This window comes from Pelotalea chapellei (genome assembly GCF_018531195.1).
GTDB classification, from domain to species: Bacteria; Desulfobacterota; Desulfuromonadia; order Geobacterales; family Pseudopelobacteraceae; genus Pelotalea; species Pelotalea chapellei.
Map to the genome: position 1 here is coordinate 1 of NZ_JAHDYS010000001.1, position 14,652 is coordinate 14,652.

Below are 14,652 nucleotides of genomic sequence, written 5' to 3' on the forward strand. Positions count from 1 at the left end.
TTTGTAAAAATAATTGAAAAAGAACAAAAGACCGAAAAACCTAAGTTAAACCTGGTTTTAATGTAGGGGTAAGGTCAAAAGGTTCTGATAAATCACAGAATGTACAGAAGAACAAAGGACAAACAATGGAAGAATACAAACCAATGACTGCTGAATCGGTACAGGAGCTGCTGAATAAGGCCGGGGCAGAGACGATGGCGCGCCAGGGGCGTACTGAGAGCTATAGCGCTCCCCGGGACTTCTCTTTTGAGGTAAAAGCGGTCTTCACCAACGGCATGGAACTGCAGGTGGTAGCCCGCCAGTTCAACTACCGAGAAGCGTGGGAGGCCACCGGGCGCGTCAACGACATGGTGGATGTTTCTCTGTTGCGAAACGGTTCTTATCTGCCCTTGCCAAAGGGCTACCCTTTTTTTCAGGAGACGGATACGGAAGAAGGAGTCGATGAAGAGCGCCTGAAGGAGATCATCGACGCAGTACGAAATCTGAATCCGAAGATCTACCTGCTGCAGGAATTGACGGGAGGCTAACGCATCAATTCAGCAATACCGGCTGCAAATAGCGTCGCCCCACCGTTGGCCGGGTGTCTGACCGTGGCCGCAGGAATTATTCCCATATTCACCATCAGCCCTTCCGACTTCTTGCCCACAGCGACGATTCTGGCTGTCGGAAAGGAATTGATCAGCAGTTTTAAAGCCGGTGCTCCATATTCCATTTCCTGTGGTGTGGGGGTCCGGTTGGACCAGGGGTTGCCTGGCTTGTGGGGATGAAGCTGCAAGGCATTCCAGAGGATGGTACGTTCGGCGATGCCGAGATTCTGGAGCGTCTTCCAGACAATGGTTGCAGATGGCTCGGAGAACGGCAGGCGACGCATGGACAGGCGCCCTGCCGGAGCCGGTATGCGGGGGATGGAACCTTCGCCGAGCAGGCGTTCACTGGTAAAGGCGATGCCGCTGTAGCGGCAGCCCTGGTAACCGACAGCCTCGCCAACCAGAATGAAGGCGGGATTACAGTCAAGATGCAGGGCCAGCCGTTCCAATCGGGCAGCAGGACCATCGTCGGCGATCTCGTGGGGACAGTGTTCATGCCATGGATTGAAAAGATCCGGCAGCCCGACCGGCAGTGTGGATATGAGACGTTCTGCTAACGACATGGTTACCTCTTTTTTCCCTGCAATAATATGGCTCAAATTTAAAGGCTTGCAGTAATCACTGCAAGCCTTTGTTTAACACTCTATAGCGGCGCATTCTGCCGATACCCCTGAACATCATTTACGATGTTGATTCAACCAAATTTCACCTTCTGCCCTGGTACGGAATATGGCAACGACCAATCCTGCCTGCTCGACGTATGTCTGCCACATGCGTATCAAACCGAAAACAGCATCGTTTGATGCAATTACTGCGGCATAGATATATGGCACCTGAGCTGAGATTTCCTTATCCTTAAGTGCTATAGTCCTAACCATCTCGGCGGAAGTTTCAATCCGCTCCACAGCTGAATAATCTGCAATTATGTATCTGACACCCTCTCCGTTTAAAAGATAATGCGTCGCCAGGTCATGAGATTCCAGAATCTCCTTGCCTGTAACGACGCCGGACCAGACACGGGTCAGTTGCTTCAATGACTCATCATATTCTGTCTCGAATGGCATCAAGAATCCCCATCTTTCGCGTGTTTACAAAAAGGGTTCGGATTTATAGCATGATAGCAAACTAATTTACAACTCATTAAACCGCAGCCCCTGCTCCAAGTTTTGACAATCATTTGGAAAATGAAGTCGAAAGATATATATTGAGGCTGAAATCACGAGCGCATCGGAACAGTTTGAAATGATCATGCAATAGGGAGAAGATTTATGGGCCTTTTTTCAGGAGAGACGAAGAGTGCAGGTTCGGCTGAAACCAGGAAGTTCCATGCGGAGTATGGTCAACTGCTTGCTGACGGCGAAATCATTGATGCCGGTTTTGTGGTCTTCAGGGATACATTCCTGTTCACCAACAAGAGATTGATTCTCATCGACATACAGGGAGTTTCGGGCAGACAGATAGAGTACTTGTCAATCCCATACGGCAGCATCCGAAAGTTCAGCGTTCAGACAGGAGAGAAATTCGATCTCAACGCGGAATTAAAGCTCTGGATTGGCAATGACACGATTCCACTGGAGAAGAAGTTCAACAAAGACGTGAATATTTATGATGTGCAGAAGGTTCTTGCAGGCCATGTGCTGAAGTAGCACCAGAATCACACCATAGGAACCGCCAAAGCAAAAGGGTTACAGTTATCAGCGCTGTAACCCTTTATTTTTATTGACGGAGAGGTGGGTATTTATGGTTTCTGCTGTCCCTAGAATTCCAAGCAATTAATCCACTATCTTTATAATTCCGTTACACTTCGGATAACCGGCGCAACCCCAAAAGAACTTGCGGTTACTGCTGCCACTGATGCAGGGTGGTGCGAATGATTTCTAAATAGCCTGGCTCCCGCACGACCTCTTGATATCCCGGAACGGCTCCCACCCACCTGCCCAACCGGACGTTGCGTTCCTGTGTGAGATAAAGGGTGGGCAATCCCATAAGGGCCGGCCCGTCCATGCCGGCAGTGGTCACGCCAATCTGGCCCACCAGGCCGTGGCGGCATCGCAACTCTTCAAAGAGTTGCAGTTGAGCCCGGCGCATCTCCGGCCCCTGGAAGAGCGTTTCTTTCCAGCACAGGGCCAGGTTGACTGCGCTTGGCGGAACTAGCTCCAGAGGAACTTTATCGCCGAAAAAGATGGGGGTGAGCCCGGCATTCACTACCAGTTCAGAAAGCTGACGCAACTCATCGAAACAGGTATTGCGCTGGACATGGTGGTCACCCGTTCGTACCCAGAGCAGCACCTTCTGTTCCGGCTTCCCCCCCACCTTGCCATCGATCCATGATAGTAAGGCAGCCGACGGCGACTCGTCACCCAGAAAGGCTGCGCGCAGGGTGCACTGTGCTTTTTGCGCGTCAGCGCGAAAAGCCTCGGCAATGATATGCGTCAGATGCTTGGGACTTGCCGGTCGAGACCGATAGGGGCGAAGGGCTCCGTCCAACCCGGCATCGAAAAGGAATCGTCTGGCCTGCACTTCCTGGGCAGCGCCGGGTCTGATCTGGATGGATAGGCCGGCAAACAGTGCCGCAGCTGCCAGGTACCAGCCTTCGCCAAACGAAAAGCCGGGATCGGCATGGAACGTATAGGCACGGTTGCGCTCCAGGACGATGTTCCTGGCTGCTTTTGCAGCAACCTCAGCTCTGCGGGCCATCGCTCTCGCTTTGGCCGTATCAAGTAGCCGGGTAAAACCTGCGGCCCCCAATGCCGCCTCTTCGGCAGTGCCAGCGATCTGCTCTACTCGCTGCCAGCCGTCTTCGCAGTCTTCCAGAGTGGGCGCCCGCTGAGAACCGCGAGAGAGCTGCCCGGCACCATAGCGCGCATCCTCTGCCCGAGCCGCGAAAGCCTGAATCAGCACCCATTGGAGCAACGCAACCTCTCGGCTCTCCCCCGCGTTGTCCAGCGCCTGTGTGGCCAACAGAACAACCTGCTCCAGCCGAGAGCGATAATCATCGCGCACTCCTGGCAGATGCAGCGTTCCCTGCAATGCAGTGGCCTCGGCCAAAAGAGTGACGGCCTTTCGTGTGAGCTCCCCGCCATCCGTTTCGTTAGTAAGCAGCCTGGTCACAGGATCTTCTTCGACCAGGTTTTCGGCGCGAGGGGGCCGTCTATTTCCAACGCCAGATTGTGTAAAAATGGGCGGGGTCCGCGAGATTTTATCCAGTCGATCATCACGGCCAAGCCCTCTTCGAGTTTCACCTTCGGCTGGTAATCCAGCAGTCGCCGGGCCTTGTCGGCGCAGCAGTTGGCAAAGAAAACCTCCTGGGGGCGTCCCTCGATCCGGTTCGGCTGCAGATCGAAATCGAGGAGCCGGGCGATGGTGGCGGCAAGTACGTTGATGGTGACAAACTCATCGTCGGGGCCGATATTGATGACCTCATGGACACAGCGGTTGTCTGTGGCCATCCGCAAAAGCGGATCCACCACATCGGAGACAAAACTGAAGCAGCGTCTCTGATTGCCGTCCCCGTAGATATAGGGTTGGCGTCCCTGCAACATCAGGTTGATGAATATAGCGGCCACGTTGCGATAAGGATCGTCGTAGCGCTGCCGTGGCCCGATGATATTGTGAGGAACCGCCACCACCCACTCCATACCGTGGGTTTCGGCAATATTGGCCAGCAGCCTCTCCGCACACCATTTGGCGATGCCGTAGGGATCCTGAGGAGCCGGCACCATATCCTCGGTAAACGGAATTTTGTTCGTGCCGTACCTGGCCATGGACGAACAGAGCACGAAGCGTTTGACACCTCCGGCCGCTGCCGCGGAGACAACGCCACTGGTCGCCGTGACCACGTTGCGGGTGACCAGATGCGGGCTGAATACGGAGAAGCCTTCATAGGCTGTGGCCGCGCAATGGTAGACAATATCGACGTCTTTCAGCAAAGGGGCCAGTGGCGCAAAATCATTGCAATCGATGTGATGAAACAGAGCGCGATCCGGAACATTGTCCAGATAGCCCCCCATCAGGTTGTCACATCCCGCAACCAGGTACCCTTCAGCCAGGCACCTCTCCGCAATATGACTCCCTAAAAAACCTGCGATACCCGTAATGAAAATTCGTTTTCCGCTCAATTGCACTCCGTGCCGGATTTTATATGACCGATCCTGTCATGTATTGAAAACAAACAAAGGCTCCGGATTTAAGGGATTCTGCTCCCTCTTCCAGAGCCTCAATTTTGGGGCCCTTTTTATACGCCATGTCACGCTATGCTGTCAATGCGTCAGCCCGGTCAGGCAGTTTGCTGGGCGGGCTACGGCTGCTGGAGAGGACCAGATGTCGGGCATGTGAAGTACCTCCGAAAGCGCTGTGGTGGGTAGTTTAGTTTGTGGGAGATTTTGACGAGATGGGACTTATTCTATTAATTGGGAAGTAAACCCTGAAACTAAAGCCTTACCCTAGTTTTTGTGGTTCTCTCAGCGCCCTCTGCGACTCTGCGTTAACAAGCCTGTATCTAAAGTTATGGTGCAGCGGTTTCCAGGGCACGCGCCAGTTGATCCGGACAGGAGGTATCACCCTGGCAGGCGATGCCTTTCAGTCGCCGCACCGCCTCCGCTACCGGCATCCCCTTGACCAATGCAGCCACTGCCTGGGTGTTACCGGCACAGCCTCTGATGAACTCGACGTCGACAATTATACCGGCCTCTATCTCAATATTGATTTGCGTGGCACAGGTGCCGGATGTTTCGTAACTGATTTGCATTTTAAAAGTCCTTTTTGCTAGTGGAAAGATGCCTTTTAAGGATGAAAAGGGGAGGTAAAAAGACCTGTTTGATTCATGATGTTAGTGAGTTGGCTTGGTCCGAACCCATCCGTTTAATCCGTCCGACCGAGCGAATTGTGATTGGGCTTCAGTTTAGAAGAAAGCTCGTTCTGATACATCACGGTGATATTGATACATCTACCTGTGTGTTTACCGAATAAATGTCTGTGGAAATATTTCCGCGTACTGTTAAAATTTTTGCTGTGTCAGAACCATTATACTTATAAAAATAACCATTTTTAGTGTCTACTATTAAGTCATAAAGTCCGTAATCTTCAGATCTTTGTTTTATAGATAAACTTCCTGAAGCAACTCCAGCGCCATAATTGTTGTTAGTTGTTGTTCTCATACTCCGGCTATTACTACGACTTGAAGAATTACTGCCGGCATATTGACCTGTCCCAGAAACAAAAAATTCTCTGCCACTAAATTCTCCGCTGCTTTTATCAACCGACCAAAATTTTGACTCAGCAGGAATATTAAAACCAATTTTTGTTAGGTATGTCAAAGCTGACTGCCCAGATGTATATCCATATAATTCAATCATCTTAAACAGAGACTCAAATTCATCTTTCTTGGGAAGTCTCCAATCACTGAACCCTAAATAGGTTGACTGATTTAACTTTCTTACTACGGCAGCAGCCCCTTCAGCACTTTTTACATTTTTTACTGTAAGCGGCGATCTTAACCACATGAGGTTGGTTTTTGGGTCTGCGACTGTGCTCTCAGAAACAATCGGCTTCTTAATTTTGTCTCTTAGTCCATGCATATTAAATGGATCATTGCTTATTTCAGGATCTGCATCAAGTTCCCATTTTATGCGCCCAGTAAATCCAGCCGGCATATCTTTTAATAAATCCCAGTAGATGTTTTTTCCTTTTCCAACAGGTACTTTTGAACCGTAATCACCGGATAGATGAATTACACCTGGCAAATAGCGCTCTTCATCAAAAACTACTGCTACTTTAACATTAGCCTGGCGCTCGCCTGGTTTCCCAAATAAATCATATGAAAGGTGGATTTTGCTGCCAATTACGGTAGCTTTAGCATTTTTTATTTCAATGGCAAAACATGAACAAGTCAAAAGAAGAAACACACCAATACATAAGGTCATTAATCTCATTTACGTTTTCTCCATATGCTGAAGATCATGATTCTAGTAACATACATAACAAATATCCCGCGAAGACCTAATGAGCACCCACCACAGTCCTACTCCTTTTAATAGAGAACTGCTCGCAAGCCTACAATCGCCATTCCCTACGATGTTCAGCCAGATACTCCTGAGCATGCAAAAACCGCAAAAACCGGGGACGTTGTTTACGCAAAAACCGGCAAAAACCGGGGACGTTGTTTATTTGTTGATTAATTTGACATTTACCCAACATTTGGCAAAAACCGGGGACGTTGTTTATTTGTTGATTAACTTGACTTTCGCCCAAATTTAAACCACTTCCGGGCTGACCGTTCCGGGAGCATCATACTTAATTCCCCTCTATCGCCACCACCTGCCGACATTTAGGATACGATGAACACGCCCAGAACAATTTACCAGCATGGGGACCGGTTTTTGCCTGCCGCTTCACCATAGCCGCTGCACATTTTGGACAAACTGGCACTGCTTCTTCAGGCTTGGCAGATATCGGGGCAGCCACTGCTTTGGTTTCTGACTGTACCGGAGAAGGCTCTGTCTTTGCCGCAGTCGGCACAGGCGATTCAGCTGCAAGCTTGAATACTTCGACCAACCTCGCCCGAACCTCCTGAATCGCATACCCCTTCTTGGCAGAGAATCGAGCAACCAGAATCTTCGCACTCGCCAAGGCCTGATCGACAAATTCATCTCTCCCGGCACGATCTTCCCGAGCATGGGACTGATCATCAAGCTCAACAACTCCAATCACAGACAGATCAGCAACCGAACAGATTACGAAATCCAGATGCTTCTGGTTAATTCTGTTCAGGGCTGTAGTGCGCTTGCTTTTCGAGAGCCCTTTGGCCGGCTTGACAAGGTCACCGAGACGGACTTTGCCGAACACCCGGTAACGACTGTCCAGCGCCTGCTCCAGCACGCCAAGAAACGAGCGTTCTGCCGGGGTGAAGAGGATATCCCTGCTTTCAAAAGAAAGCCCTTCGGCCTTCGACGGCTGCTTTGCCTTTAAGCCAGCAAGAACAACGGCAATCACAAGAATCAATACAATGATAATTAGAAGGTTCATTCCTGATCCATTTCAGACCAGTTTTGGCGGTCATGGTCTAAGCCCTTTGCTGGGCGAACTCTGTGCGTTGAAACATGAATCTGTTTGCGCCACTGCTCTGCTACCACGGCAGCTCTCTCCTCAAAATGTTGTGCGTGGTGTGGTTGTGAGACAAGAAAGAAGACAACATGCGGAGTCCGGAATGAGAGCACTTCCGGTGCGTTGAGTTGCCTGCAAAGCTCCAATGATAGGCGCGTTATGAATTGCTCCCGGTTCTCACGTATGAAATGTTGATATACAAGAATTGATTTGCCTGAACTAAATGCATTGGTCAATTCGTGCCAATATAGGAACTTCGATGATTGCTTTCGCCCGTAAGGGCGCGATTTGATTTCGAGCCCATTATCTGGGTCGAAGAATATCAAATCTACTCCCTGTAATCGCTCGAGCATTTCCTCAAAGTACCGACCTCGCTCCTTCGGAATGTCAGAGAGTAAGTCGCAGTGATAGATTGCATTCTGGAGAACGCCTATTGACTCGAGGCGGTTGACATGCCTTTCATTGTCCCGGATGCAGTCAGCCAAGTGCTCAAATAATAGTGAATCGTATTGCTTCCACTTCCACGGCGAATCCAAATAGCGAGTGAATTGCCCATCAGTGCGGTCGTCGTTCGGGGTGAGCATCCAACACACACCAGTTCGGATCTTACCGCTGCCAGAGAGGATGCGAAGAAGTCCGTACTTCCGATAATCATTAATGTCCGCGACGTATTGATTTTTCATTGGTCTATATGGCCTTTTTTCAATTTGATCTAATTCGTATTTGAGCACTTCACGCGCGCGTGAACTGATCATCCAACCTAATGGATTGTAATTCGACCATCCCCCTCACTAACTCCTACGATACCCGCTCCAACATGCGCCCTACTTACACCAACTTAAACCGCCGAACCAAATCCTGAAGAATAAGCGCATTCGAAGACAACTGTGATGCTGCTGCGGCTGTTTCACTTGCCCCTCTGGACGTGTCATGCACCACATCCGTTACCTGCTGAATGTTGGTCGTTATCTCACTAGTTGTTGCAGTCTGTTCTTCTGCTGCTGTGGCGATCTGATTTATCTGCATAGTTACTTCATTGATCTGGGCAAGAATCTCATCCAGCGCATGGCCTGATTTTTGGGAACTTGCCGCACCTTTCTCAACCTCTGCGACTCCCTCTTCCATCGCCCGCACGGCAGATTGCGTCTCTTTTTGAATGGCGGTTATCATCTCGGATATTTCCCGTGTTGCCCTGGTTGTTCGTTCTGCCAGTGCCCGCACTTCATCTGCCACAACCGCAAATCCCCTGCCCTGTTCGCCAGCCCGGGCGGCCTCTATGGCTGCATTCAGTGCCAGCAGGTTTGTCTGGTCGGCAATATCTTCGATAGTACCGACGATTGCGCCGATCTGTTCGGAGCGTGCTCCCAGATTTTCCACTGTTGTCGCGGATAGCCTGACTCGTTCTGCAATTCTGCCCATACCAGCTATCGTCTCCTGGACGACAGCACCGCCATGAGTGGCAGATGCACTGGTCTGTCGTGAGCTATCCGCAGCCATACTGCAGTTACGGGCGATGTCGGAACTTGTGGCAGCCATTTCTTCACTTGCAGTAGCAACTGTGCTGGTTTGGGATGCAACTTCTTCGGCACCGGTAGCAATCTGTTCAGCTGTAGTCTGAAGCTGGTTTGATGCGGAGGCGACCTGGCTGGAAGTGCTGGCCACCTGGTTAAGAATGTCCTTCAAATTGTCAATAACCCGGCGTGAGGAATCCGCCAGCTGACCTATCTCATCAGCCCCTGTGACCGTGATGGCAACGGTTAGGTCACCATCGGCCAGTTTTTCGTTTGCGGCCACAAGCTCTGCCACTGGACGCGTAATACTTCTTGTAATGGCTATTGCCACGATGGCGGAAAGTATGCTGGCGAATACAAGGAGAGCGATTGTTAAAGTGCGTGTTGATTTAACTGATGCCTCAACAGTATCGCCCTCTTGGTCCATCGCTTTGCCCTGCAATGCTATAAGCTCATCCAGTGCGGCAAAATACTCACCCTGTGATTTGCGAACACTGCCGAAAAGTTCTTTTACGGCTTCATCCCGCTTATTGCTTTCAATCAATTCAATAACCAGTTTTTGAGAGGTTATATAAGCCGGTCGCCTATCGAGAACCTTTGTCATCAAGGCTTTTTCTTCATTCGATGTGATGGTTTTACCTACTTCTTCAAGCCTCTTTCCAATAACTTCACGTGCATCCTGGATTCTTTTCTCCTCTTTTTGAACTTCGGCGGGGTCACTGGTAAGGATCATGTTTCGCATGGATCGGGCAATGACATTCACATTGTCTTTCACCTCTGCGAGTGCCTTAACTTTGGGCCAGTGATCATCGGTTACTTGTTGAACTTCACTGTTAACTGATGATAAACGGGCAATGGAAAAGACGCCTAAGATCACCAGTAATACGAGGACAATTCCAAATCCAACACCAAGCCTGATTCCGACCTTAACGTTTGAACTCTTCATCTGAATTCCTCCTTGCCTTGAAATAAAAAAAGCCTACTCATGATCACATGGGTAGGCTCAAAGTTTTACCGCCACTTCGACAGCCCCTCTATCCTTTACAGGACAGGTAGCTTTGCGCCACCAGGTTTCCCTGGCTTTACCCTTTCGGTGACAAACTAATTAAATTTTTTCTTACCATACGCTTTTAATTATCAAAATCAAGGGTTCTAACAATTGTTTCGTAAGACTAAAAGCTGGGGCTTAAAACCACCTCACGCGGAGCCGCAGAGACGCCAAAAGGACTACAAAACCTTAAAATTAAATCCTTTCAGCCTCACGATTACCTCACGATTTAAAGACTAAAACCATACAAGTCTTTCACTGCTGTTGACTCTGATTCTTTCAAAATCCGGCTTTTTCGAGGAAGTTTCGTGAGGCTAAAAGTTAATCATAATCCCTCAGATACGATGAATCAGTGCCGGTCCGTGCTGCACGGTGCGGGCATAACTGATCGCGGGCCGGCCAAAGGCCATGGCATAGCCGAACAGATGATCGTCTGGAATGCCGAGTGCGTGGCGAGCTTCAGGCACCAGGGTCTCAATGGCGATTTTGGCCAGACCGTCCCAGACGGTGCCCACCCCATTAGCCTGGGCGAACAGCTCGAAGTACGAGAGGGCAATCAGGCAGTCGGGCAGCGGGCACGGCGTGTCTTGTGGGGCCGAGGCCACCAGGAAGTGCGGTGCACCTCGAAAGAGTGTATCTACCCCCTTTTCTTCCCATAGCCGGACAAAATCCGCAAAAAAGCCGAGCCCCTCGGGCAGCGCCTCCTCCCGCACCAGTCGGCCGAGGCCCTCCATGATCTGACTCCGCAGGGCGGCGAGCTTGACACGATCATCCACCACTGTGAAGCGGACCTGTCGCGAGTTGACACCGGTGGGGGCATACCAGGCCACCTCCAGCAGATGCTGCAGCAGGGCCGGTTCCAGGTTCTCGTCCCGGTAATGGCGCACCGAACGGCGTTCCTTGATCAATAGCTCCAATTGATCGGGATCGACACCGGCTACTGGCAGACTCGCCTCCGGTTTGAGCCCGAGTATCGAGAGGGCAGCCGTGGGGCAGATCGCCAGACAGTGCTGACAGCGGTAGCAGCTGGCCTCTTTCTCCGGAGCGATAGCAGGCAGGCCGTCTGTCATGGAGATGATGCGTGCCGGACAGTCTGCCGCGCAGTGGCCGCAGCTGGTGCATTTCTGTGTGTCTATGTTGAAATCAAGCATTCGATTACTCCTTTTAGACCATAAATTCAGTATGGTTATCACAGCTGTCTCTTTCATGGCAATTGGTATGCCACAGTTTAATACTACACACAGCGGACGGAATGCGCATCATCTGCCAACCTCTCACAGAACCCTCAGGTCCCGTCCAATATGGTATACTCCCCCCGGCAGCCTGAGCCTGCTACCGATCACATCTGACAACCTGCCTTAACCAAGGAGAGTCACACATGACTTCCGCACGCTACGACGTAATCATCATCGGGACCGGCCCGGCCGGGCTTGGGGCTGCATTTCATCTCAGCGACCTCAACCCCTCCCTTTCAATCCTGATGATCGACCGGGAGAAGATCTGTTCCGGCGGGCTGTTGAACGACTGCAAGCAGAACTACACCTACCCGACCGGGTTCGCGGAGGAGAACTGGACCAGAGCGGAGGCCGAGCGGCTATTGCCGCTGGTGGAGGAGAAGCTGCAGCCGACGATCAAGGAAAAGCAGAATCTGGAGATCTACCGCAAGCGCGCACAGCGGATCGGCGTGACTTTGCTGGATATTCGGCAGGCCCATGTGGGCACGGACAGGAGCAGGCTCCTGATCGATCGGATGATGTCCGAGCTTACGGCGCGCGGTGTCACCATCGTGTTAGGCAAGGAGGTGACAGATGTCTTTGAGCATGAGAGTGGCGCAGGGATCACCATTGGGGAGGCCGAGCGGGTCTACGGGAATAACGTGATCGTTGCGCCGGGTCGTAAGGGCTTCAGCTTTCTGCAACAGATCATGGAGCGCCTGAAGATTGCCTACGTTGATAATCACGTGGACATTGGTGTCCGCATCGAGACCACCCTGGAAAATTACCCCATTGTCCGGGATTACTACGACCCGAAATTCTTCTTTCCCGATGGAGTCAGGACCTTCTGTACCAACTCGGGCCATGCACGGGTGATAATCGAGAAATACCAGGATTTCAGCCTGGTCAACGGCCACGCCCTCTCCGAGGAGCAGACGGCAAACAACCTGGTGAATTTCGCGTTGCTCAAGACCATCGGGCTGAAAGATCCGGTGCGCAGCGGACAACAGATGGCGGTCTACCTGGGACGATTAGCCTACGAGATCGGCGGCGGCAAGCCGCTCATGCAGCGAGTGGGCGACTTCAGAATGGGGAAAAGATCCAACGCGGAAACATTCAACGATGACCTCTACTCAGCGTTCCGCCCCACCTGCCCGGTGACTGCCGGCGATCTGGGACTGGCGGTACCGGCCAAGATCATGCGCCACATCTGGGGAGCGATGAAAAAACTCGACACGATCATCCCCGGAATCCTCCACCCGAGCACGATCATGTATTACCCGGAGATCAAGATGTACGCCAACAAGCCGGCCTTCAACGACGAGCATTTCCGGGTGTGCGAGCACATCTTCATGGTTGGGGACGGAGCGGGAACTTCACGCGGCATAACCGGCGCCTGGGCCAGCGGAATCAGGGCAGCAGAGGGAATTGTGGGATTACGGCAGACGACGCAACGAGAACCTTAAGAGACAGGCAAGATTGTTTTTTCAGAAAAAATATTTCGTCGCTTAAAGCGCTTAATTCTGGTACTTCGTTGCGTGAAACAAGCTTTTTTTAACCAATCTTTGGAATGAAATCTGCTGAACTCATCCAGAAAAAGTTTCCGCCACTCCCTCGTTCCAAACAGCCAGCATTCGGCTGCCCACTTCCCGGAACTCCGGGTGCTCCTCCAGGTACTCAGTCAGCATGCCACGGGTATCGTTCACCCCCTCCGCCACCTGTTCGAAAATTTGCCCGACCTTACCCACCGACAATGCCAGGTGTGTTACCGCAAATTTCTCCAGGTTCTTCCGTGGCCACCACTTCTTGGTGCCTGCCAGGGAGAGAGCAGGAACATCTCGGGGGATATAGGCAACGGTCGTCACCATATCGTACACGGGCGCCAATCGGACCGGTTGCCCGGGGCGCTCATACAGCACACCGAAATTTTTCAGGTGGGCATCGCCATTTCGTATCATGCAAGAGAGCACAAGTGAGGAAAAGAATTGCTCACGGGCTGTCCGCAGGAACTCTCCTGATACGAAGTCTTTGATGGACCGCGCAACCCGTTCATAGGTACTACCGTATTTCTGGTCGGTGCCCAAAGCCTGCAGGGCACACATGTCCTCGAAGCCAAGGGAGGAGCCGTCAGAATCAGTCAGATCGAACCGCTTCATCACGAACAGCCCGCCGTTTTCCGATAGATGAAATTCCGGCACCGGCAAACCTGACCGCTTGGCCGCTGTCATGCAAAAAAATTCGTTTGCCGCCAACTGTGGAAAGTCGGCTCCCCACGATTTCACAATGTAACCACCAACGGCAGCTGTCCCTCGCTCCGTCGCATCCAGCATAACCTTTGGCTGCACGCCGGAAACCCCGGACCTGAGGGCATACTTCCCTACCAGGTCGTGAAACAGTTCTTCAGTGTCCGGGTAGGATAGCAACTCCTCCAGCGATTCGGCTGTTTCCACAATGCCGGGAGCCGCATCCTCCGGCAGGGAAAAGCGGTTCCGACCGATCTGGTTGCCACCGGTAACGCGAAGAATATTCAGGTCATCTTCTCCGGTAAGCTTGGCGATTGCGCGTCGGATAGCCTCAAGCAGCGCCCCTTCCGGGAGATTCATCTGAAAAATCGGGTGAAGATCTCTGCTCAGCCAGCTCTCCAACCGCACCGGCATGGTAAGCGACACCTGGGCAACTGAAGACTCTGCGGCCTGATCATAGGCAAAGACATACTGGCGCTGGTCCAAAGTCTGATCCAGAAGACCCGCCCGACGATGAGCGGCCCATACGGCCAAAGTATTAGCACTCATTTCCCGCCCCTAAGCTCGTCCAGTGTCGGCGGAGCCCCTGCCGGTCGGACTCGAAATTCCAGGCTGAGATACTCCAGTATCCTGATCAATTTGCGGACGCCAACCTCCTGGACGGTTCCCGATTCGATCTGGCTGATCGTAGCACGGCTCATTCCCAGGTCCTTTGCCATCTTTTCCTGGGATATCTTCAGACGCTTGCGCTCTTTGCGTATTTCTTCTCCGATTTCGAATAGCATGAATGTATTCTATATGAAACATTATACCCATTCAACCACTAATTGTTTTACATACGAAACTATTGTGCCTTCAATTATCGGTAACGACAGGAACTGGTCACAGAGAGGTGAGCATGGCCGACGAAGCGGCTGGCCGAGTGAGAGGAGAGTTATGGCATTGTGT

General features: G+C 51.6%; 15 protein-coding genes and 1 riboswitch. Of the genes, 3 read left to right on the top strand and 12 right to left on the bottom strand.

Going from position 1 to position 14,652, the window contains the following annotated elements; translation table 11 throughout:
• The first annotated feature begins 125 nt into the window (after positions 1-125).
• Positions 126-527 carry a hypothetical protein gene (locus KJB30_RS00005; protein WP_214295886.1) on the top strand — a complete coding sequence of 134 codons (402 nt, stop codon included), beginning with the start codon at positions 126-128 and terminating at the stop codon, positions 525-527.
• Here KJB30_RS00005 and KJB30_RS00010 read toward each other — a convergent pair.
• Together KJB30_RS00010 and KJB30_RS00015 are read right to left on the bottom strand one after the other, a co-directional pair.
• Complete coding sequence (locus KJB30_RS00010; protein ID WP_214295887.1) at positions 524-1,150, bottom strand: uracil-DNA glycosylase; 627 nt, start codon at positions 1,148-1,150, stop codon at positions 524-526. The genes KJB30_RS00005 and KJB30_RS00010 overlap by 4 nt on opposite strands.
• 114 nt (positions 1,151-1,264) lie before the next feature.
• Entirely contained in the window at positions 1,265-1,651 is a 387-nt protein-coding gene (locus tag KJB30_RS00015) for a hypothetical protein (RefSeq protein ID WP_214295888.1), read from the bottom strand.
• Between the two features lie 204 nt (positions 1,652-1,855).
• Here KJB30_RS00015 and KJB30_RS00020 point away from each other — a divergent pair, with 204 nt between their 5' ends.
• Positions 1,856-2,233, top strand: a complete 378-nt coding sequence (locus tag KJB30_RS00020; protein ID WP_214295889.1) for a PH domain-containing protein — start codon at positions 1,856-1,858, stop codon at positions 2,231-2,233.
• Between the two features lie 193 nt (positions 2,234-2,426).
• On the opposite strand, the gene KJB30_RS00025 is transcribed toward KJB30_RS00020, so the two are convergent.
• The 8 genes from KJB30_RS00025 to KJB30_RS00060 all read right to left on the bottom strand — a co-directional run bounded on the left by KJB30_RS00025 (position 2,427) and on the right by KJB30_RS00060 (position 11,440).
• On the bottom strand, positions 2,427-3,698 hold the full coding sequence (locus tag KJB30_RS00025) for a hypothetical protein (protein ID WP_367618897.1): 1,272 nt from the start codon (positions 3,696-3,698) through the stop codon (positions 2,427-2,429).
• Positions 3,695-4,705, bottom strand: coding sequence for an NAD-dependent epimerase/dehydratase family protein (locus KJB30_RS00030; protein WP_246545392.1), 1,011 nt, complete (start codon positions 4,703-4,705; stop codon positions 3,695-3,697). The genes KJB30_RS00025 and KJB30_RS00030 overlap by 4 nt, the downstream gene beginning before the upstream one ends.
• 386 nt (positions 4,706-5,091) lie before the next feature.
• Positions 5,092-5,334: a TIGR03905 family TSCPD domain-containing protein gene (locus KJB30_RS00035; RefSeq protein WP_214295891.1), complete on the bottom strand. Its 243-nt coding sequence runs from the start codon at positions 5,332-5,334 to the stop codon at positions 5,092-5,094.
• Between the two features lie 178 nt (positions 5,335-5,512).
• Complete coding sequence (locus tag KJB30_RS00040; protein WP_214295892.1) at positions 5,513-6,517, bottom strand: Lcl C-terminal domain-containing protein; 1,005 nt, start codon at positions 6,515-6,517, stop codon at positions 5,513-5,515.
• Positions 6,518-6,878: 361 nt separating this feature from the next.
• On the bottom strand, positions 6,879-7,610 hold the full coding sequence (locus KJB30_RS00045; protein ID WP_214295893.1) for a DUF2726 domain-containing protein: 732 nt from the start codon (positions 7,608-7,610) through the stop codon (positions 6,879-6,881).
• A complete protein-coding gene (locus KJB30_RS00050) occupies positions 7,607-8,443 on the bottom strand; it encodes a hypothetical protein (RefSeq protein WP_214295894.1) in 837 nt (278 codons plus the stop codon). The genes KJB30_RS00045 and KJB30_RS00050 overlap by 4 nt, the downstream gene beginning before the upstream one ends.
• A gap of 73 nt (positions 8,444-8,516) precedes the next feature.
• The gene (locus tag KJB30_RS00055; RefSeq protein ID WP_214295895.1) at positions 8,517-10,145 is read right to left on the bottom strand and encodes a methyl-accepting chemotaxis protein; all 1,629 of its coding nucleotides are present in this window, start codon (positions 10,143-10,145) and stop codon (positions 8,517-8,519) included.
• A 75-nt stretch (positions 10,146-10,220) separates the two neighbouring features.
• Positions 10,221-10,296, bottom strand: a riboswitch (cyclic di-GMP riboswitch).
• 286 nt (positions 10,297-10,582) lie between these two features.
• Positions 10,583-11,440, bottom strand: a complete 858-nt coding sequence (locus tag KJB30_RS00060) for a nitroreductase family protein (RefSeq protein ID WP_367618898.1) — start codon at positions 11,438-11,440, stop codon at positions 10,583-10,585.
• A 185-nt stretch (positions 11,441-11,625) separates the two neighbouring features.
• Here KJB30_RS00060 and KJB30_RS00065 point away from each other — a divergent pair, with 185 nt between their 5' ends.
• Positions 11,626-12,927 (top strand): NAD(P)/FAD-dependent oxidoreductase, encoded by a 1,302-nt coding sequence (locus KJB30_RS00065; protein ID WP_214295896.1) that lies wholly within the window; start codon positions 11,626-11,628, stop codon positions 12,925-12,927.
• A gap of 120 nt (positions 12,928-13,047) precedes the next feature.
• On the opposite strand, the gene KJB30_RS00070 is transcribed toward KJB30_RS00065, so the two are convergent.
• On the bottom strand, positions 13,048-14,253 hold the full coding sequence (locus KJB30_RS00070; RefSeq protein ID WP_214295897.1) for a type II toxin-antitoxin system HipA family toxin: 1,206 nt from the start codon (positions 14,251-14,253) through the stop codon (positions 13,048-13,050).
• Positions 14,250-14,489: a helix-turn-helix domain-containing protein gene (locus KJB30_RS00075; protein WP_214295898.1), complete on the bottom strand. Its 240-nt coding sequence runs from the start codon at positions 14,487-14,489 to the stop codon at positions 14,250-14,252. The genes KJB30_RS00070 and KJB30_RS00075 overlap by 4 nt, the downstream gene beginning before the upstream one ends.
• Positions 14,490-14,652: the final 163 nt, after the last annotated feature.

What these genes read in the sequence shown, in the direction of transcription:
- KJB30_RS00005 (WP_214295886.1), top strand. Translation starts at nt 126, where the DNA reads ATGGAAGAATACAAACCAATGACTGCTGAATCGGTACAGGAGCTGCTG.
- KJB30_RS00010 (WP_214295887.1), bottom strand. Translation starts at nt 1,150, where the DNA reads ATGTCGTTAGCAGAACGTCTCATATCCACACTGCCGGTCGGGCTGCCG.
- KJB30_RS00015 (WP_214295888.1), bottom strand. Translation starts at nt 1,651, where the DNA reads ATGCCATTCGAGACAGAATATGATGAGTCATTGAAGCAACTGACCCGT.
- KJB30_RS00020 (WP_214295889.1), top strand. Translation starts at nt 1,856, where the DNA reads ATGGGCCTTTTTTCAGGAGAGACGAAGAGTGCAGGTTCGGCTGAAACC.
- KJB30_RS00035 (WP_214295891.1), bottom strand. Translation starts at nt 5,334, where the DNA reads ATGCAAATCAGTTACGAAACATCCGGCACCTGTGCCACGCAAATCAAT.
- KJB30_RS00040 (WP_214295892.1), bottom strand. Translation starts at nt 6,517, where the DNA reads ATGAGATTAATGACCTTATGTATTGGTGTGTTTCTTCTTTTGACTTGT.
- KJB30_RS00045 (WP_214295893.1), bottom strand. Translation starts at nt 7,610, where the DNA reads ATGAACCTTCTAATTATCATTGTATTGATTCTTGTGATTGCCGTTGTT.
- KJB30_RS00050 (WP_214295894.1), bottom strand. Translation starts at nt 8,443, where the DNA reads ATGATCAGTTCACGCGCGCGTGAAGTGCTCAAATACGAATTAGATCAA.
- KJB30_RS00055 (WP_214295895.1), bottom strand. Translation starts at nt 10,145, where the DNA reads ATGAAGAGTTCAAACGTTAAGGTCGGAATCAGGCTTGGTGTTGGATTT.
- KJB30_RS00065 (WP_214295896.1), top strand. Translation starts at nt 11,626, where the DNA reads ATGACTTCCGCACGCTACGACGTAATCATCATCGGGACCGGCCCGGCC.
- KJB30_RS00070 (WP_214295897.1), bottom strand. Translation starts at nt 14,253, where the DNA reads ATGAGTGCTAATACTTTGGCCGTATGGGCCGCTCATCGTCGGGCGGGT.
- KJB30_RS00075 (WP_214295898.1), bottom strand. Translation starts at nt 14,489, where the DNA reads ATGCTATTCGAAATCGGAGAAGAAATACGCAAAGAGCGCAAGCGTCTG.